Here is a 19,839-nt window from a genome sequence, read left to right as displayed (position 1 = left end):
AATAGGTGGCCAGATTGGATGTGAAATAGTTGATTTTTAACGGTATCATTTTAACCGCCGCAAAACAGATTAAACAAGAGAGAAGCACGTCAAGCATTTATCATTTACTAACCGGCAGCAGGAACATCCAAACCTTGCAAGATGCACATATTTATTCTAATCAAGCATTCTATGGAATTTATAAAGGATTAAAGAAACAAAGCTTTGATCAGAAAATAAATGAATTAATTCGAGCTGGTCACTTGGAAGAGACAGTTGATGAAAAAGGACGACAAGCAGTACGCTGTTTACCTGAGGGTGAGATGTGGCAAAGGAGTCATCAAGCAAGTATCCCTTATCATTACTTTCAAGGGATCCGCTATTATGATAAAGCTGAAATATTTTATAATAGATTATTATTACTCGTTCAAACATTAAGCAATACGAAAGAAAAGAACTTTTCATTCATCCCGGTCATTCATCAGCCGGAGACGGAACGATTTGTGCGATCTTTTTTTAAACAAATTAAGGAAAATGAAAAAGGTTATTTGAAAGCATTATATCTTGAACTTGAGCAGTTATTAGCTGACTTTCAAGAAGAAGAAGCTCGGTTATTTGTTGACCGATTTTCGGGATATCAACATTATGGGAAAAGCCTTGATCAGCTTGCAGTCGATTATAAAAGAGAGGCAACGGATATCCATTTACTGTTAACCGGAATGATTCATATGTTGCTGTACAAAATTGAAACAGCCCAATCAGACTATCGTGCCTTATTCCCACTAATTGCTGATATTGGACAAACAGTAAAAATAGTCGGTTCAGCCGGACGGACGCATGATTTGTTCAAGCAAGGTCTTACACCTGAAGAAATATCACGCACAAGGAATTTAAAAGTAAATACAATTTATGATCATTTAGCTGAAATTGCGCTGTACGATCCTGTCTTTCCTTTTTCAGACTATGTATCTGAAAACGATGCGAAACAGATCTTGCAGGTAATCCAAGAGTCGAATTCCTTTAAGCTGAAGACGATTAAAGAGAAACTCCATCCCGAGATAAGTTTTTTCCAAATTCGTCTCATGCTTGTTTTTCACCATAAATTCAAGGAGGGAATAAGTAATAATGCATGAAACCCTTCGATTAGAAGAAGAACTCAAGAAGCATTTCCACTATCAAACGTTTCGACCGGGTCAACGGGAAATCATTCATGATGTACTGCAGGGAGAAAGCGTGCTCGGTATTTTGCCGACAGGATCAGGTAAATCTGTATGTTATCAATTGCCGGCCCTATTATTAGAAGGTCTCACAATAGTCATTTCTCCTTTAATATCATTAATGATAGACCAGGTAAAAGAATTAAAAGCGAAAAATTATAAAAGGGCCGTCGCTCTAAATAGCTTTGTCACCTATGCCGAAAGACAGTTGATAATGGAACAATTACATCACTATCAATTACTTTATATCTCACCTGAATTATTACAACAAGATCAAGTAATAAAGCGATTGTCGCAACTAAAAATCAGTTTATTTGTTATCGATGAAGCTCATTGTATTTCCCAGTGGGGACATGATTTCCGGCCGGATTATTTAAAGCTTGGAACTGTGATTCAGCGCCTCAACAATCCGCCTGTACTTGCTTTAAGTGCAACAGCAACCCCTGCTGTGCAAGCGGATATAATTAAAAGCTTGAACAGACCAGAAATCACAAAACGAATCTATCCGATGGACCGAGATAATTTAGCATTTGTCATCCAAGATGTATCCTCAGATCAGGAGAAGCTCGAATTATTAACTTTCTATCTTAAAAAACATTATGGCCCTGCGTTAATTTATTTCTCAAGCAGAATCCAAGCGGAAAATCTTGCGCATATTTTATCAGAGAAATTGCCGGAGCTTAATGTAGCTTTCTATCATGGCGGTATGGAGCCAATTGATAGAATTCAGATTCAACAACAATTCATGAATAATCAAATTGATGTGATTTGCTGTACGAGTGCATTTGGTATGGGAATTAATAAGCATAATATCCGCTTGATCATCCACTATCATCTACCATCCCAAATGGAAGCATATATCCAAGAGGTCGGAAGGGCGGGGAGAGATGGGAAACCAAGTATTTGTCTATTGCTTTATGGCCGCTACGATACTGCAATCCCGAAGAGTATTATTGAAAATGAATTACCAGAGTCTGGAGAAATCCGCGTGATTATGCAGCAGTTACAAATATGGGGTGAACAAGGAATTGAACTCACAAAAGAAACAATTAATACGTTATACGAACTCTTTCAAATGAGTGAAATAAAATGGAGATTTTTACGGTTTCATTTTGAAAAACATGGTATGATTAGAGGAAAGAAAGTTGTCTATCAAGCAGAACAATGGCGTAATATATATGATTATCTCGTAAACTGGATTCATTCACGGAGTCTCTATAAAATGCAAGAATTACAAGAGATGGTTAGCTGGGCTGAGTCAGCTGGTTGTTTACGGGAGCAACTGTATAAGAAGTTTCAATCAGGTTATGGCGCTCCAATCTTCGAATGCTGCAGCAACTGTGGAATTGACCTGGAACAATGGGAAACACAAGCCTTACTTCCTAGTCAGCGAAAGGAAACAGATTGGAGGTTAAAGCTCCAAAAGCTATTGCTTGGAGTAAAACATGAAGCGAAGTGAATTAATCAAACAATTGTCAGATCGAGAGTTAAAAATAAATCTCGTATTTTCGCAAGTGATATTTCTCGGAATTGCTCTTCTCTTAAGCTTCTTTTTATTTGATCATTTTAGTGATTGGGCAACGTTATTTATTTGGGATATACAGGAAGTAATTTATTTTGGTGCTTTACCGGCTTTGTGTATCGTCGGAATGGATTTACTATTAATGAGGATGCTTCCTGAATCTGCGTTTGATGATGGCGGGATAAATGAAAGGATATTCAGTTACAGATCCATTTCGTTTATTTTTAGTGTAGCTTTACTCGTAGCTGTTTCTGAAGAACTTTTATTCCGCGGTGTAATTCAGAGTACGTTCGGATATGTGCCAGCAAGCATATTGTTTGCAGTGGTTCACTTCCGTTATTTAAGAAAACCGGTATTATTTCTATCCGTACTGGTTGTTAGTCTTATAATAGGTTATCTATTTGTAATTACGGAGAATCTTTTCGTTACAATTACACTTCATTTTATAGTAGACTTTCTTTTAGGATTATTTATTCGCTTCAAAAAGTGAGGTGCTTTCTGAGTTGAGTACAGAACTTGAGCATAAAGAGAAAGATCAAGCGAATGAGTTGAGATCCCTTGTCAAGGATATTGAAGAAGGAAATACAAATGACAAGGAACTATTAGCTGATCATCATATAAACGAAATTGATGTTTTGAATTTACCTCCACGAAAAGAGGTACATACGAAAAATACACGGACAAAAATTAAGTTAAGTAAACCTCTCTTGCGATTACTTTTTACAGTCGTTATTGTTATCGCGGGACTAGGTACAGCAATTTATGTCTGGCAGGATGAAATCACGACTTTGTTGCATAGACTGTAAGAAGGAGAAAATCTTACGAAATAGCTTACTACCTAAAATTTAATTAATTGCATATAGTATGAGTATACATTCAATGTATCATCTGCGTGTATAGGCCGTTGTCTTAGTGTTTAGTATTATTTTTTTAAGGGGGATACTGTATGCGTGTGGAAAAACTATCCAGTCATCAGTTCACGATTTTTTTAACTTTTGATGATTTAATTGAGCGTGGTTTTACGAGTGATGAAATATGGCACGATGCAGCTAGTGTCCGGAGTTTATTTAGTGAAATGATGTATGATGCAAGTGATGAATTAGATATAGAACTTGATGGAATGCTGCTTGTTCAAGTATTCATGATGCAAGCCCAAGGTATGCATGTAGTCGTGACGCAAATGAACGACATGGAAACTGAGGACGAAGATTTTATTGAAATGAAGGTAACGCTTGATGAAAGCCATGAGTTGATCTTTTTATTCGATGACTTTGAAGATTTGATTGACGTTGCATCTTATTTATCACCGCTTGGGATAGAGGATGGGCAAGTATATCATTTGAATGACCATTATTATATGTTGTTTGATGAAGAGGAATTGCCCGATATTGAGAAAGAAAGCTTAATTGCAATCATGTCGGAGTACTCCCATTCAAGCATTCTTACTTCCTATCGTTTGAAGGAATACGGGAAAGCTATTTATGAAGAGCAGGCGATAAAACAAATTATGAACCATTTTTACAACTAATTTCTTCTAACAAAAAGTATTGCATTTCATCGTATTTTTATTGCATATTTACAGTGACAGTGTATACTAGCTTCTTAGTAGAAGGTTTATTAATATATGTATTCTAGGGGGTAAATTCATGGTAGCCGATAAAGCAGTTGACTCTACCGAAGAAAATCATGAAAATCTAGATGTTTTAAGTTCAACAAGAACAGTAATCATGACCGCTTTGGAAAAGCTGGGATACTCCAATGAAGTATATGAATTATTAAAAGACCCGCTTCGTATGATGACTGTTCGTATTCCGGTACGCATGGACGATGGCAAGGTAAAAGTATTCACCGGATACCGGGCGCAGCATAATGATGCGGTTGGTCCGACTAAAGGCGGTATTCGGTTCCATCCAGAGGTAACGGAGAAAGAAGTAAAAGCTTTATCCATTTGGATGAGCTTGAAAGCTGGAATCGTCGACTTACCATATGGCGGGGCAAAAGGTGGAATAATTTGTGATCCGCGCCATATGTCTTTCCGTGAATTGGAAACGCTTAGTCGTGGTTATGTTCGTGCTGTCAGTCAAATCGTAGGTCCAACAAAAGACATTCCGGCACCGGACGTATTTACGAACTCACAGATTATGGCATGGATGATGGATGAATATAGTAAGATTGACGAATTTAATAACCCAGGTTTCATTACTGGAAAACCGATTGTTCTTGGTGGTTCACATGGTAGAGAATCTGCTACAGCAAAAGGGGTTACAATTGTATTGAATGAAGCCGCGAAGAAACGTGGCATTGATGTTAAAGGTGCGCGGATTGTTATTCAAGGCTTTGGTAATGCAGGTAGTTATTTATCAAAATTCCTCTATGATCAAGGAGCGAAGATTGTCGGCATTGCGGATGCTCAGGGCGCCTTACATGATCCAGACGGTCTCGATATCGATTATCTGCTTGATAGAAGGGACAGTTTTGGTACGGTCACGAATCTGTTTGACAATACGATAACGAATAAGGAACTGTTTGAACTGGACTGCGACATTATCATTCCTGCTGCAGTAGAGAATCAAATCACACGGGATAATGCCCATAATATTAAAGCAAGTATTATCGTAGAAGCTGCCAATGGGCCAACAACTGCCGAAGCGACTAAAATTTTAACCGACCGTGATATTCTCTTAGTACCAGACGTGCTCGCTTCTGCAGGTGGCGTAACGGTGTCTTACTTCGAATGGGTACAGAATAATCAAGGTTACTATTGGTCGGAAGAAGAAATTGATCAAAAGCTGCATGAGATTATGATTAATTCCTTTAATAATATATATAATCTTTCCGAAACAAGAAAAGTTGACATGCGACTCGCTGCTTATATGATAGGGGTCCGAAAAATGGCCGAAGCAGCAAGATTCCGCGGCTGGGTATAAAAACTGAAGCTAACCCATTCAAAAAACTCTTATCATTTTAGGATAGGGGTTTTTTTTATGGTGCAAAATACAAAAAATGAGCCCATTTATCAGCTGATATCCTATCTCCAGAAATATACTACGCATTCCCGCAGGAGTCTGTTTATATTTCTTTTGGTAAGATATAGCTACCTACTTTTATAAAGATTATTATTCCAATAAAAAACATGAACAGAAATTCTAACTAAAATATTTCCTGGGAGCAGTCCCGATACCTCGAGCCTCCTGCGGGAGGCCGAGGAGGCTCATCAGCCATCCGCGGAAAGCGAGAGGTATCGGGACTGCGGACTTCCAGTAGAAGTATGGTTTTATTTATAGTAGAATGGTTATTAGAGCATGTGAAAAGGATGTGGCAGTAAATGCAACAGGAAGAAGTTATCATTGTTGGAGCTGGACCATGTGGAATGGCTACAGCAATTGCTTTACAAGAAAGAGGCATCAACCCGCTGTTGATTGAAAAAGGAAACGTCGTGAATAGCTTGTATGAATTTCCGACACACCAAACATTTTTCAGTTCCAGTGACAATCTGGAAATTGGTGATGTTGCTTTCATTACCGAGAAACAACGTCCGGTCAGAAATGAAGCACTTGTATACTACCGGGAAGTGGCAAAAAGAAAAGCATTACGCGTTCAATCCTTTGAAAAAGTTGTCCAGATTGAAAAAACAGAAACAGGATTTTTCCTTCATACCGAAACAAATCATCAGGAGAAAAAGCAATATAAAGCAAACTATGTCGTCATCGCGACCGGTTATTACGATCAGCCGAATCGCTTGAACGTTCCAGGTGATGATTTGCCTAAGGTAAGCCATTATTTTAAAGAGGCACATCCTTATTATAATAAAGATGTTCTAGTAATAGGCGGAAAAAACTCTGCAGTAGATGCAGCGATTGAGCTCCATAAGGCAGGAGCTAACGTAACGGTCCTTTACCGAGGCAAGGAATATTCCTCAAGCGTCAAGCCATGGATTCTTCCCGGGTTCGATTCTTTAGCGAAAAAAGATGAAGTTTCGATGGTATTTAATGCGAACGTAAAAGAAATCACGGAAAACGCGGTGTATTATGAAGTGGATGGTATCGAAAAGCGAATCGATAATGAATTTGTATTCGCTATGATCGGCTATCAACCTGATATCAAATTTTTACATGATGCAGGTGTCGAAACAGACCCGGTGAATGGAATTCCAGCATATGATGATGAAACATATGAAACGAATATAGAAGGAATTTATATAGCAGGTGTTGTGGCAGCAGGGTTTAATAACAATGCCATCTTCATTGAAAATGGCCGTTTTCACGGAGAAGCAATTGCACGCTCCATCATGTCGAAGCAGACGGTGAAAGCATAATTTATAGACAATAAAGGAGCTAGCAACGGCTAGCTCCTTTATTGTTCAGAAAATAATTTACTTAAGCTTTCTATATTCTTCGTTTTTTCTAGGGCAAGGAGTAATTTGATTCTTGCTTTCGGACCTGTCAAACCATTGGCGAAGATGACACCTAATTCTTTTAATTGTCTGCCGCCACCCTGATAAGCATACGTTGGCTGCACGGTTCCTTGATAACAGCGGGAGACGAGAATGACTGGAATATTATCATTTATAATTTTTATAAGTCCATCCACTATCGATCCCGGTAGGTTGCCTTGACCGAAAGCTTCAATAACAAGTCCATCCGGTTTTGCCATATGTAGCGCGTGAATTAAATTCTCATCCATTCCCGCAAACGCCTTCAATAGAAAAACATTAGAATGAACGTCTTTCACAGGATAATATTCTTGTTTTAAAATGATCCGGTGGAAAATGATCATTTCTTTTGTAACGATTCCGATCGGTCCGTATTGCGTGCTTTGGAAGGTCGCAACATTGCTTGTTGAAGTCTTTGTTACGTTGGCAGCTGTATGAATTTCATCATTCATGACAACTAATACACCTTTATTCTTAGCCTGATCCGCAGATGCCACCCGGATGGAACTGATTAGATTATAAAGTGCATCTGAGCCGATTTCATTGCTGGAACGCATGGCACCTGTAATGATGATCGGTTTTTCAGAGTCGATCACAAGATCGAGAAAATATGCCGTTTCTTCCAGTGTGTCTGTACCATGTGTAACGACAATTCCATCATACTTTGACAAGGATTGACTGATGCAATCTGCCAGTGTTAACATATGCTTCGGCGTAATATGCGGGGAAGGCAGGTCAAAAACAACATATTCATCCACATTCGCAAATTTACGATATTCATCCTGTAATCTGGTCAATGGATGTTCATCCGTAACATTCACTGCACCAGTTTCTTTATTTTCTAACATGGAAATGGTTCCACCTGTATGGATAATCAATATTTTCTTCAACAAAATCACCCGCTTCCTATTTTCACTATTTCCAATGGGACAAGTTAATGATACGATAAAAGTACTGTATTTGGAAAGAGGTTAGTGATCATGATTGCTATTTTCACTGTCGGGCTTGCCCCTGTTGTAGCATTAATGTCCTTTTTTTATTTAAAGGATGAATATACAGAACCAATCCCTTTAATTGTCCGATCCTTTTTATTAGGCTGTCTGCTTGTATTTCCGGTTATGTTTGTGCAGCATGCATTTGTTAAGGAAGGGTTCGTGTTAAATAATTTTTTAACATCCTTTTTCCAAGTTGCAATACTGGAAGAGTTTTTGAAATGGTTTATCTTTATGTTCTCCATGTATCATCATGAGGAATTTGATGACCATTATGATGGAATTGTATATGCTGTAGCAATCAGTTTGGGTTTCGCCTCGGTTGAAAATATATTATATTTACTGACAAACGGCATTGAATACGCTTTTTCAAGAGCAATCTTTCCTGTATCCTCTCACGCATTATTTGGAGTTATCATGGGGTATTATTTCGGAAAGGCGAAGACACGTGTGAGTAGAACGAGATTTAATCTCGGGCTCGCTTTCTTCATTCCTTTTTTACTTCACGGTATCTATAATTATATCTTACAGTCGGTTTCAAGCAACTGGATCTACTACCTGATCCCTTTTATGATCGTCCTATGGATTTTTGGACTTCACCGCATGAAAATTGCTAATCAACCGGATTTGAATTAAATAAATAATATGAAATCACTATAGAAGCGTGTACAGTGTCTCAGCTGTATATGCTTTTTTTACATATTTGTGTATAAAAATAGATTAGCAACAAAAACTATCCCCAAGTCACTGCTTCATGAGGAGGGTAAGATTTGCGATTAAGACAGATTAGTTTCTTGATGGTTGTCGGGTTATTTCTATTTCCTTTATTTTTTGACGGAAAAGAAGAGGTAAAAGCATTCAGTCCCCAAGTCATTCAACATGGTGCAATTGGGGATGACGTAATTGAATTGCAGGCGAGATTACAATATTTAGGGTTTTACAATGGAAATATTGATGGAGTATTCGGGTGGGGGACATACTGGGCTCTGCGCAATTTTCAATATGAATTCGGTATGAATATTGATGGACTCGCAGGCGAAGAAACAAAAAACAAATTGGTTCAAGCAAGTGAATTTGATGAAGCTTATGTGAAAGAACAAATAACAAGAGGCAATCGTTTCAGTCACTATGGAGGTATGGAAGGAGAACAGCAGCAAGGTGGCGAGGCGCAACAGGCGGAGCAAAGCGCACCAGCAGATAATACAACTGCAGTCAATGTCCCGCAAGGTTTTTCACAGAATGATATTCAACTGATGGCAAATGCGGTATACGGAGAGGCCAGGGGAGAACCATACGAAGGACAGGTTGCTGTAGCGGCCGTTATTTTGAATCGGGTAGCGAGTCCAAGCTTTCCTAATACAGTATCAGGTGTCATATTCGAACCCCGTGCCTTTACAGCCGTAGCAGATGGTCAAATCTGGCTTACACCGAATGAAAGAGCGAGAGAGGCTGTGCTTGATGCGATCAATGGGTGGGATCCTTCTTCCAATGCCATCTATTATTTCAACCCAGATACCGCAACTTCACCTTGGATATGGACGAGGCCACAAATTAAGAAAATCGGTAAACATATCTTTGCAAAATAGGAAGGCGTGAATAATATGATTCGTTGGATTACCATTGGCGTTCTGTCACTCGGTTTAGTTGGTGCTGCCATTTGGGGTTACCAGGAGCACCAAGAAAAAAATGCGATTTTAATACAAGCGGAGAATGGTTATCAAAAATCATTCCACGAACTTAGTTATCACATGGATTTATTGCATGACGAGATTGGAACAGTGCTCGCGATGAATTCCCATGAACGATTATCCCCTAAGTTCGTTGATATTTGGCGGATTACTTCAGAGGCCCATTCCAATGTATCCCAATTGCCGCTTGGACTCTTACCGTTTAATAAAACGGAGGAATTTCTCTCTAACATCGGTGATTTTACGTACCGGACAGCAATCAGGAACTTGGATGACGACCCGTTGACGGATGAGGAAACGAATGTTCTGGAGGAGCTTTATGTGCAAGCGAATGATATTAAAGATGAATTGCGGCATGTACAGCATCTAGCACTTGAAAATAATTTACGGTGGATGGATGTTCAGCTTGCATTAGTTAACAATGACCAAACTGATAATACGATTATTGATGGCTTTAAAACTGTAGAAGAACAAGTGGAGGGATTTGCTGAGGCAAACAGCCAATCCGGTCTAATTGGAGTCAGTACAAAGCCAGAAGATCATTTTGAAAATCTTCCCGGAGAAACGTTGAGTGAAAAAGAAGCATTAGATAAGAGTAGAAAGATTTTCGATATCAATTCGAAAGAAAATATTGAAATTACTCCTTCAGGGGATGGCGCAGATATTCCAATTTACAGTGTTTCGTATCAAAATGATGACAAACGAGCTTACATGGATCTCTCTCAAAAAGGCGGTTATCCACTAACATTATTAATTGAACGTCCTTTAAAAGATAAGAAACTTAGTTTACATGAAGGACTGGAACGCGCAGAAAAATACTTGGAGCAATTTGACTTTGACGATATGAACCTCTATCAAAGCATGGAACTGAATAATGTAGGAATGTATTCGTTTTATTACAACCAAGATGGTATTCGCATTTACTCTGATTCCGTAGAGGTAAAAGTAGCTTTAGACAATGGTGACGTTTTAGGAGTTACAGCAACCGAATATTACAGTAATCACCATGAACGGGAAATTGACGAGCCGGAACTCACGGAAGAAGAGGCGCTTGAATTTGTTAATGACAATGTGCAAATTGAAGAAAGCAGCCTATCGATTATTACAAATGATGTGGATGAAGAAGTGCTTACCTATGAATTCTTAGGCACATTCAACAATGATACGTACCGCATTTTCATTAATGCAATGGACGGCAGAGAAGAAATGGTGGAAAAACTTGGAGGAAAAGAATTGAAATACTCCTGATCAAAGGCGAAAGCATCCTTACAGGCTAAGTGCGTGACGTCCTGTCGCAACGCCTGTACTAGCATATCCTGTGCTTCGTAGCAAGGTACAAACTGTGCCTCCCAGGATGGGAGGTAGTTCGATGATGCCCTAGGCCCTAGAACGGGGTGAACTTAATCGAACTTCCATTCTTCTCTTTGAGATAAAGGAAACTCAAGCGAACGCAGAGAGCCGATGTTGACTTTCACCACAAGGATATAACTGCGACTAAGCCTCTGGCTGAAGCCAATCGGCAAGTCTTCTTTATCAATTGGAGGAGTGTGGAGTTTGGGACTGCGCACTGCTCGCCCCACCAAAAGATCTGCTAGTTGCTGGGCGCAGAGCGGACGTGGCTTGTGCTGGTAACTGTAGTTGTTCGATACATCTTTATCTTATAATTTTTTAGCTCACGTAAAGGGGGATAGGCAAAAAGCCTTCCCCTTTTCACTTAAATCTGTAATAATAAATATATATTCAATCATTTCGTAATAAAGGTATTCAGAATCGTGGTGAAAATATGAAAGAACCGACAATAAAAATCGGAACAAAGCTGACATTACTATTTAAAATACCCGGAGTGGAGCCGGAAGAATATTATTGTAAAGTCATTGACATTAATGAAGATTATCTTATTATCGATTATCCCGTACATAAACAAACAGGAAAGACGAAATTTTTCCAAATAGGCGCCTCTTTTAAAGCGGATTTTGTAGGCGATGACGAAGCGGTTTATCAATTTCAGGCGACCGTTGCTGCAAGGGTGAAGGTTATTGTTCCCGCTCTAGCTCTCTCAAAGCCAAAACCGGAAGATATGGAGCGAATTCAACGGAGACAATTTGTACGTGTAGATGCAACAGCTGATGTAGCTGTGCATCGCCAAAATGAAGACGGAGAAGCTTTCACAACAGTTACTTCCGATGTAAGCGGCGGGGGATTATCTTTAATTGTACCAAGAGAAGGTTTGCTTAAAATGAATGAAATGATTAATCTATGGGTTGTGCTCGGTTTCCGCTCAGGGAAAATTCACTATATAGAGACGGCAGCACAAGTAGTTTTCTTGCAAATGAGAAATGGAATCCATACAGCATCATTAAAATTTGTTGCATTAAAACCAAAAGAACAACAATTAATTATCAGCTATTGTTTCGAAAAACAACGGGAAATGAGAAAAAAAGAATTATCTTGAGAACAGATTGTAGACCTTCCAATTTGAATTATGCTATGATAAACAGTAGATAAAAATAATTAATCACTTGCTGAACTTGTGAAGCAATCATTTACAAGTTTATGAGAGGACGGAAGTTTGTAGATGCAAGAACAACACACAGCCATTGCAATTGATGGACCGGCAGCTGCTGGTAAGAGCACGGTCGCAAAAATTGTAGCTGATAAATTAAATTATATTTATGTAGATACGGGAGCAATGTATCGTGCACTTACTTTAAAAGCACTTAATGATAAGGTTGATCCATCTGATGATGACGCGGTATTAGACCTATTAATGAATACCAATATCGAACTTACCAATGATTCAACGGGGCAACGTGTCATTTTGGATGGGAAAGATGTAACGGAGGAAATTCGTTACCAGCCTGTCTCTGCAAACGTATCTTATGTCGCCAAGCTTTCCACTGTTAGGCAAGAAATGTTGGAGCGACAGCGGGAGTTAGCGAAGGACCGTGGTGTTGTAATGGATGGTCGGGATATCGGTACTCACGTCCTCCCGAATGCACAAGTGAAAATTTTTCTCGTGGCATCTGTTGATGAAAGAGCGAAAAGACGTCATGATGAAAATATCGCTAAAGGCATACCATCCGATTTAGAACAATTAAAGGCCGAAATTGAGAAAAGAGATGAAATAGACTCTAATCGCGAAACAGCACCTCTAGTTAGAGCGGACGATGCGATTGAAGTCGATACAACATCCCTTTCTATCGATGAGGTCGTCCGCTCTATTTTACAAGAAGTGGAAAAGTATAAAGATAAACAAAATTAGAATACTTTACTTGACAAAAAAATGTAATTATTAGAAGTTATAGAAAGAATAATTTTATATCGCAATGATGTTAATAGGAGGGCTAAGGTTATGACGAATGAATTTAATGAATTACCAGAATTGAAAGTAGGAGATACGGTAACGGGAACTGTTGTAAAAGTAGAAGAAAAACAAGTTCTCGTTGATATCGGTTATAAAACAGAGGGAATTGTTCCGATTAGCGAACTTTCCAGCTTACATGTCGAGCTTCCAAGCGATGTTGTGAGTGAAGGGGATTCTGTCACCCTGCAGGTAAAGAAATTGACAGATGAAGAAGTAGTTTTGTCCAAGCGGGCTGTAGATGCTGAAAAAGCATGGGAGGAACTTGAAGCAAAACATGACAACAAGGAAGTTTTTGAAACCGTTGTAAAAGAAGTTGTTAAAGGTGGACTTGTTGTTGACGTAGGCGTACGCGGATTCATCCCTGCATCATTAGTAGAAACATATTATGTGGAAGATTTCAGCGATTACGAAGGAAAAACGCTGGAAGTTATTGTGGAAGAACTCGACCGCAGCCAAAATCGTGTTATTCTCTCTCACCGTGCTGTAGTTGAAAAAGAAGAAGAAGAGAAAAAGAAAGAACTCCTTGATTCCTTGGAAGAAGGCCAAGTGATTGAAGGAACTGTACAGCGCTTAACAGGCTTTGGTGCATTCGTTGACCTTGGCGGGATTGATGGTCTCGTGCATATCTCTCAACTTGCCCACTACCATGTAGAAAAAGCTTCTGATGTCGTTTCAGAAGGAGACAAAATCGAAGTGGAAGTGCTTTCAGTTGATAGAGACAACGAAAGAATCTCGCTATCGCACAAAGCAACTCTACCAGGACCTTGGACGAATATCGGAGAGCGCGTTTCCCAAGGTGATGTTTTAGAAGGAACAGTTAAACGCTTAGTCAGCTTTGGTGCTTTCATTGAATTATTACCTGGGGTGGAAGGTCTTGTACACATTTCCCAGATCGCGAACCGTCACATCGGCACACCAGACGAAGTACTTGAAGTAGATCAGCAAGTAAATGTCAAAGTGCTTGATGTGAATGAAGAAGATGAGCGTATTTCTTTAAGTATTAAAGAATTGGAACAAGAAAAAGAGCAAGCAGAAGTAAGAAATTATGAGAAGGATGACGATCATTCCGGATTCCAACTCGGTGATGTCATTGGTGATCAGCTCGATAAATATAAGTAATTGATTATTGAAGGCCTCCCTAACAAAAGGAAGGCCTTTTTTCTTGGTGTATACAGGGCTTGCTTTTTTGGCAAACTGAAGCCAAGGAGTGAGGACATGAACGAATATACATATGCGATACTTTTTGGTGTTATTGTTGGTACTTTAGCAAGAATTTTAATGTTGAAAACTGATTATAGGCAGTATCCAACCTATCTTCATGGGAAAATCATTCACGCTTCCCTCGGATTTATCGCGGCTTCTCTCGGGGCAATTGCAGTACCTGCTTTAATTGAAAAGGAATATACGGCAGTGACGTTATTAACGGTTGCCGCGACCCAATTTAGGGATGTACGTAATATGGAACGAAATACATTGGCTGAAATCGATCCATTGGAATTAGTTCCTCGCGGGAGAGCGTATATTGAGGGCATCGCAATTTCATTTGAAAGCAGAAATTACCTTTGTATTTTCTCCGCTTTCATTTCCACGATTCTTTTTATATATTTTGATCTTTCGATTGCACTTGCTGGTGGTATTGGCTCTATACTTTTGTCGTTACGCTTAATGAGCGGAAGTACAATCAAAGATATTGCTGATATCGAATATACCCCTCTGAAGTTTGATGGTGCCGGTTTATATGTTGATAATATTTATATCATGAATATTGGAATTAAGGAAAGACAAGAAGAAATATTAAAATATGGCGCTGGATTCATCATCCATCCGAAAAACCGGAATGTCGTGCAGACCTTAGCTAATTTAGGGCAACGACAGGCAATGCTTCACGACGTTTCTGTTTCACTTGGGATTTTTCGTGACTCGGGAACACCAGCTTTAACACCGCTTATTAAACGGGATTTGGACGACGGCAGAATCGGTATGTTTATTCTTCCGCAAAACCGTGATATTGACCTTGCCATTAAAATTATCGGTGCCGTTCCAGTGCTCGAAAGCGCAATCCGCATGCCTACCGAATCAAAATCCTATCATGAAACGAGGGATGAATGATGAATATCGAGAAAGCCATCCTTGCCGTCATTACAACAGATCAATCAAAAATTGATGGAGGCGCACCAATTTTTATTTGTGAATCCAAGCAAGAACTGGAAATGATTGCTGCAAATCTGGAAGCGATAACAGACGGAATTGCGCATTCCTTAAGCGAGGAATTGTACATCATTGTAAAACATTGATTTCGGTTTAAAATTGTTTAAATCGGTTGATTTTGCTAGAATGAATGAAGTAATAAAGTATGGTGTAGAAGGGAAGTTCCTTTCATGAGAAAATCAGTTGTTGCAATAGTTGGAAGACCTAACGTAGGCAAATCAACGATATTTAACCGTTTAGTCGGTGAAAGAATTTCAATTGTAGAAGATATTCCGGGAGTTACGAGAGACAGGATCTATTCGAAAGCGGAATGGCTGAATAGAGAATTTAACCTTATTGATACTGGAGGAATTGAAGCGGGTGATGAACCATTGCTCGTTCAAATGCGGCAACAGGCCGAAATCGCAATCGATGAAGCTGACGTTATTATTTTTCTAATCAATGGTAAAGAAGGAATTACCGGAGCGGATGAAGAGGTTGCGAAACTTCTATTCAAATCAAATAAACCGGTTGTTTTAGGTGTGAATAAAATAGACAATCCGGAAATGCGTGAAACCATTTATGAATACTATTCACTTGGATTCGGAGAGCCGTTTCCGATTTCAGGCGCACATGGTCTCGGTCTTGGTGACTTACTGGATGAAGTCATTCACCACTTTCCTGAGGAAGAAGAGCAGGAAGAAGATGATGAAACGATTTATTTCAGTGTAATCGGACGTCCGAATGTCGGGAAGTCTTCTTTAGTAAATGCACTCCTTAATGAAGAGCGTGTTATCGTAAGTAATATCGAAGGGACGACTCGGGATGCGGTTGATACTCCATTCACTCGGGATGGACAAGACTATGTGATCATCGACACGGCAGGTATGCGAAAACGTGGAAAAGTGTATGAGACGACGGAGAAATACAGTGTATTGCGGACATTGAAGGCGATTGAAAGGGCTGACGTTGCCCTTGTCTTGATTGATGCTGAAACTGGCATCATGGAACAAGACAAGCGAGTAGCTGGATATGCCCATGAAGAAGGGCGAGCAGTTGTAATCGTAGTTAATAAATGGGATACAGTCGATTCGGACCAAAAGGCAATGCAGAAATTCGAAAAGGATATACGAATGCAATTTCAATTTTTGGATTATGCACCGATTGTGTTTTTATCTGCAGAAACGAAAAAACGCCTGCACACCTTACTGCCAGTTGTGAAAATGGTAAGTGAGAATCATGTAAAACGGATTCCGACCAATTTGTTGAACGATGTGATTATGGATGCAATCGCAGTGAATCCAACCCCGACATTTAAAGGGAAGCGTTTGAAGGTTCTCTATGCGACACAGGTTTCTGTGAAGCCTCCTTCTTTCGTCGTTTTTGTTAATGATCCAGAGTTAATGCACTTTTCATATAAGCGATTTTTAGAGAATAAGATTAGAGAAGCGATTGACTATACTGGCACCCCGATTAACATCTTTGTGAGAAGGCGTCAGTAGTATGGGGAGGTAGTTATATGAAAAAAGTTGCTGTGTTGGGCGCAGGAAGCTGGGGGACGGCTTTAAGTATTGTTTTAGCTGATAATGGACATGCTGTAAGGCTTTGGAGTCACCGGGCGGAGCAAGCTCGGGCGATTAATCAAATGAAACGAAATGAAAAGTATTTAAATGTCGAATTACCGGACAAGATACAAGCCTTTTCTGACTTAAGTGAGGCAGTAGAAGATACTGAGGCTGTCGTAATTGTTGTACCGGCAAAGGCAATCCGTGAAGTGACCCGTTCGTTACGAGGGATTTTACCAGAAGAAGCAACCATTATTCATGCAACAAAGGGGATTGAACCTGTTACGTTAAAGCGAGTGTCAGAAATGATTGCGGAAGAATTTCCAGCCTATCCTTCTGATGATATTGTCGTTTTATCCGGTCCAAGTCATGCGGAAGAGGTGGCTTTACGACATCCGACCACGGTAACAGTTGCCGCGAAGAACCCACTGAAAAGCAAACATGCTCAAAATCTTTTCAATAGCGATACATTTAGAGTGTATACAAGTCAAGATGTATTAGGGATTGAGCTAGGCGGGGCATTAAAAAACATTATCGCACTCGGAGCAGGCATTTCAGATGGATTAGGGTATGGTGATAATGCAAAGGCAGCCCTCATCACAAGAGGACTTGCTGAAATCACACGCTTAGGAACGTCGCTTGGCGCTAATCCTATTAGTTTCTTAGGGTTATCTGGTGTTGGTGATTTGATTGTGACATGTACGAGTGTTCATAGCAGGAACTGGCGTGCGGGAAACCTATTGGGGAAAGGGCATAAACTGGATGATGTCCTAAGTGAAATGGGGATGGTTGTTGAAGGGGTGCGTACGGTGAAAGCAGCACACCAGATTGCTGAAGAGCAAGATGTCGAAATGCCGATTACTTCTGGAATTTACCACATCCTCTTTGAAAATAAAAAACCTAAAGATGCCGTCACCCAATTGATGACGCGGGATAAACGCGAAGAAATGGCTGGTCTTGACCAGCTGCTTAAGGAACTGTATTCCTGATTCACACGCATTTTCCATCCTTGCATATACTATTTTGGCAGTAAGAAAGTATAAATCCTTTCTTACTGCATAAGTACAACTAAGGTCGTCACCGAAAAGCCTGGTGACGACCAAGTTTTCTAAAAATAAAGAATCAAGGAGGAAATGCAGTGAATAATTTTCAGAAAGGCATGTTCGATAAAATTAATCAAAAATCGAACATATCCCCCGATGAGATTTATAAGGTAGCAGATTCTGTAAAACATGCTGATTTTTCCGACGAAAAAACAGTGCGCGAACTTATCCAACGTTTATCAAGATTAGCGAACAAACCTGTCTCGAAGGAGAAAGAGGATAAGATCGTAGAAGCGATTGTTAAAAATAAAGTTCCAATGAACTCACAAACCATGAATAACTTATTCGATAAATAAAAGGACATTAGGCAGATGAGGATACAGAACATTGCATTCTCGCATACAATAAATCGCACAAGCATTCATGGATAGAGCCTGCAAGGGTATTATCTAGTCACCCGGAACGGAGCGGCCCCCTCTGTTCCGGTTTTTTTGTAAGCTAATACATCTTGATATAATTATATGAATTGCTTATGGTATAATATACGGTGGTCTTAAGCAGATTCTATAAATCAGGGGTGAAATGAAATGAATATATCCATGTTTAAAATGTACGTATCGTTTGCTGGAATGATTTTATTATTTTTAGCAATGGGTCTGATATGGTTAAGCAGAAGAAAATTAAAGGGCTGGATAGCGGGAGTCGTTTCCCTGCTTGCTTATTTCAGCTTAGTATCTGGTGCGCTAATTATTCTTTTTGTCGTGTTTACAGGACCTACAAGATAATGGATCAGGAGGTTAAAGAGTGAAAGCTTCATACATAAAAATAGGTTTACTTATCTTCTCCTTCATTCTGCTTGCAGGCTGCATGTACCCTGACAGTGAACGAGTGGAGAATCAAGTACCACATGCCACGCAGCTGGATACCGTTCAGTCCGCGGTGCATACCTATCAAGAAGAGACAGGCGGTCTTGTACCAATCCGTACAAAACCGAGCGATACACCAATTTTTGAAAAGTATTTAATAGATTTTAATTTGTTGAAGGATTATAGTGCGATTGCGGAGATCCCGGGCAATGCTTTTGAAAACGGTGGCTATTACCAATATATCTTAATCGACCCGGAAGTTGAGCCAACTGTTAAAGTAATTGATTTAAGAATCACAGAAGCTATTCGCAGTGTCAATATTCGAATGGATGCTTTCCGCCAGGAGCATACATACCCGGCTTTTGGTGAAAAGATAGAAAATGGTATTTATCTGGTTGACCATGAGAAATTAAAACTCGATGGTCCACCCACGGTTGTAAGCCCATATAGTCAGGAGCACTTGCCGATTATAATGGATGTGGATGGAAACCTTTATGTGGACTACCGGATTGACTTGCAGCAAGCTTTAAATGAATTTGACCATGATTATGAAGAAGGAGATGACATCCGTTTCCTTTTAACCGACAATACGCCCTTTGCACCGGCATATTCGCTGCCTTACACGGTGACAGACGGAGAACCGGTTTTAATGATAGAGGAATAGCAGTTCTAAAAATATGCATAAACCAACACCCTCGGAACATATACTGTTCCGAGGGTTTTTTACTGTTGATTTATATTATATTTTCTATTGTAGAAGGATACTGCGAATCCTACTGGAGGTCCGCAGTCCTTATACCTCTCCCTTTCCACAGGCGGCCTGTGAGCCCCCTTTTGGGAAGCGTAGTGTGTTTCTAGAGGGTGGGATACAATCCATGCAGAATAGGTTGATACTGCAACCTCCAGTAGAAATATCTGAATATAAATCAAGTTAAGCGTTCGTCTGTATATTTTAACTATAGTTTGATATCTCAGAGGGGAGGA

The 19,839-nt window shown here is 39.7% G+C and carries 21 protein-coding genes; 20 read left to right on the top strand and 1 reads right to left on the bottom strand.

All coding sequences use genetic code 11. The annotated features are described in order from the left end of the window. Nucleotides 1-29 precede the first annotated feature (29 nt). From L3V42_RS04990 to L3V42_RS04960, 7 genes are all read left to right on the top strand, one after another. Nucleotides 30-1,112 carry a YpbB family protein gene (locus L3V42_RS04990; RefSeq protein ID WP_235760812.1) on the top strand — a complete coding sequence of 361 codons (1,083 nt, stop codon included), beginning with the start codon at nt 30-32 and terminating at the stop codon, nt 1,110-1,112. Next, nucleotides 1,105-2,655 (top strand): RecQ family ATP-dependent DNA helicase, encoded by a 1,551-nt coding sequence (locus tag L3V42_RS04985; RefSeq protein WP_238471481.1) that lies wholly within the window; start codon nt 1,105-1,107, stop codon nt 2,653-2,655. The genes L3V42_RS04990 and L3V42_RS04985 overlap by 8 nt, the downstream gene beginning before the upstream one ends. Continuing rightward, nucleotides 2,642-3,208 (top strand): CPBP family intramembrane glutamic endopeptidase, encoded by a 567-nt coding sequence (locus L3V42_RS04980; protein ID WP_235760810.1) that lies wholly within the window; start codon nt 2,642-2,644, stop codon nt 3,206-3,208. The genes L3V42_RS04985 and L3V42_RS04980 overlap by 14 nt, the downstream gene beginning before the upstream one ends. Nucleotides 3,209-3,221: 13 nt before the next feature. Beyond that, nucleotides 3,222-3,524: a hypothetical protein gene (locus tag L3V42_RS04975; RefSeq protein ID WP_235760809.1), complete on the top strand. Its 303-nt coding sequence runs from the start codon at nt 3,222-3,224 to the stop codon at nt 3,522-3,524. Nucleotides 3,525-3,664: 140 nt separating this feature from the next. Next, a complete protein-coding gene (locus L3V42_RS04970) occupies nt 3,665-4,246 on the top strand; it encodes a genetic competence negative regulator (protein ID WP_235760808.1) in 582 nt (193 codons plus the stop codon). A 118-nt stretch (nt 4,247-4,364) separates the two neighbouring features. Then, nucleotides 4,365-5,645 (top strand): Glu/Leu/Phe/Val family dehydrogenase, encoded by a 1,281-nt coding sequence (locus tag L3V42_RS04965; protein WP_235760807.1) that lies wholly within the window; start codon nt 4,365-4,367, stop codon nt 5,643-5,645. A gap of 398 nt (nt 5,646-6,043) precedes the next feature. After that, the gene (locus tag L3V42_RS04960; protein WP_238471480.1) at nt 6,044-7,033 is read left to right on the top strand and encodes a YpdA family putative bacillithiol disulfide reductase; all 990 of its coding nucleotides are present in this window, start codon (nt 6,044-6,046) and stop codon (nt 7,031-7,033) included. A 38-nt stretch (nt 7,034-7,071) separates the two neighbouring features. On the opposite strand, the gene L3V42_RS04955 is transcribed toward L3V42_RS04960, so the two are convergent. Then, entirely contained in the window at nt 7,072-8,040 is a 969-nt protein-coding gene (locus tag L3V42_RS04955; protein WP_235761085.1) for an asparaginase, read from the bottom strand. Nucleotides 8,041-8,130: 90 nt separating this feature from the next. Between L3V42_RS04955 and prsW the strand changes: the two genes are divergently transcribed. The 13 genes from prsW (at nt 8,131) to L3V42_RS04890 (ending at nt 19,519) form a co-directional block, all read left to right on the top strand. Beyond that, complete coding sequence (prsW, locus tag L3V42_RS04950; protein ID WP_235760805.1) at nt 8,131-8,778, top strand: glutamic-type intramembrane protease PrsW; 648 nt, start codon at nt 8,131-8,133, stop codon at nt 8,776-8,778. A gap of 161 nt (nt 8,779-8,939) precedes the next feature. Further along, entirely contained in the window at nt 8,940-9,728 is a 789-nt protein-coding gene (gene sleB / locus L3V42_RS04945) for a spore cortex-lytic enzyme (protein WP_235761084.1), read from the top strand. Nucleotides 9,729-9,743: 15 nt separating this feature from the next. After that, nucleotides 9,744-11,078 (top strand): germination protein YpeB, encoded by a 1,335-nt coding sequence (gene ypeB / locus L3V42_RS04940; RefSeq protein WP_235760804.1) that lies wholly within the window; start codon nt 9,744-9,746, stop codon nt 11,076-11,078. 535 nt (nt 11,079-11,613) lie between these two features. Next, complete coding sequence (locus tag L3V42_RS04935) at nt 11,614-12,282, top strand: flagellar brake protein (protein WP_235760802.1); 669 nt, start codon at nt 11,614-11,616, stop codon at nt 12,280-12,282. A gap of 123 nt (nt 12,283-12,405) precedes the next feature. Continuing rightward, a complete protein-coding gene (cmk, locus tag L3V42_RS04930; RefSeq protein ID WP_235760801.1) occupies nt 12,406-13,092 on the top strand; it encodes a (d)CMP kinase in 687 nt (228 codons plus the stop codon). A gap of 90 nt (nt 13,093-13,182) precedes the next feature. After that, nucleotides 13,183-14,313, top strand: coding sequence for a 30S ribosomal protein S1 (gene rpsA / locus L3V42_RS04925; RefSeq protein ID WP_235760800.1), 1,131 nt, complete (start codon nt 13,183-13,185; stop codon nt 14,311-14,313). Between the two features lie 96 nt (nt 14,314-14,409). After that, nucleotides 14,410-15,303 carry a YIEGIA family protein gene (locus tag L3V42_RS04920; RefSeq protein ID WP_235760799.1) on the top strand — a complete coding sequence of 298 codons (894 nt, stop codon included), beginning with the start codon at nt 14,410-14,412 and terminating at the stop codon, nt 15,301-15,303. Then, nucleotides 15,303-15,488, top strand: coding sequence for a capping complex subunit for YIEGIA (locus L3V42_RS04915; RefSeq protein WP_235760798.1), 186 nt, complete (start codon nt 15,303-15,305; stop codon nt 15,486-15,488). Before L3V42_RS04920 ends, L3V42_RS04915 begins: the two co-directional genes overlap by 1 nt. 84 nt (nt 15,489-15,572) lie before the next feature. Next, on the top strand, nt 15,573-16,883 hold the full coding sequence (der, locus tag L3V42_RS04910; protein WP_238471479.1) for a ribosome biogenesis GTPase Der: 1,311 nt from the start codon (nt 15,573-15,575) through the stop codon (nt 16,881-16,883). 17 nt (nt 16,884-16,900) lie between these two features. After that, on the top strand, nt 16,901-17,935 hold the full coding sequence (locus L3V42_RS04905; RefSeq protein ID WP_238471478.1) for an NAD(P)H-dependent glycerol-3-phosphate dehydrogenase: 1,035 nt from the start codon (nt 16,901-16,903) through the stop codon (nt 17,933-17,935). Between the two features lie 149 nt (nt 17,936-18,084). After that, on the top strand, nt 18,085-18,345 hold the full coding sequence (locus L3V42_RS04900; RefSeq protein ID WP_235760795.1) for a stage VI sporulation protein F: 261 nt from the start codon (nt 18,085-18,087) through the stop codon (nt 18,343-18,345). A 231-nt stretch (nt 18,346-18,576) separates the two neighbouring features. Next, a complete protein-coding gene (locus L3V42_RS04895) occupies nt 18,577-18,774 on the top strand; it encodes a DUF2768 domain-containing protein (RefSeq protein WP_235760794.1) in 198 nt (65 codons plus the stop codon). Between the two features lie 19 nt (nt 18,775-18,793). Then, a complete protein-coding gene (locus L3V42_RS04890; RefSeq protein ID WP_238471477.1) occupies nt 18,794-19,519 on the top strand; it encodes a YphF family lipoprotein in 726 nt (241 codons plus the stop codon). The last annotated feature ends 320 nt before the right edge of the window (nt 19,520-19,839 follow it).

The sequence above is a fragment of the Oceanobacillus alkalisoli genome, assembly GCF_022213125.1.
Taxonomy (GTDB): Bacteria; Bacillota; Bacilli; order Bacillales; family Amphibacillaceae; genus Oceanobacillus; species Oceanobacillus alkalisoli.
This window is presented reverse-complemented; position numbering and strand designations above follow the sequence as displayed.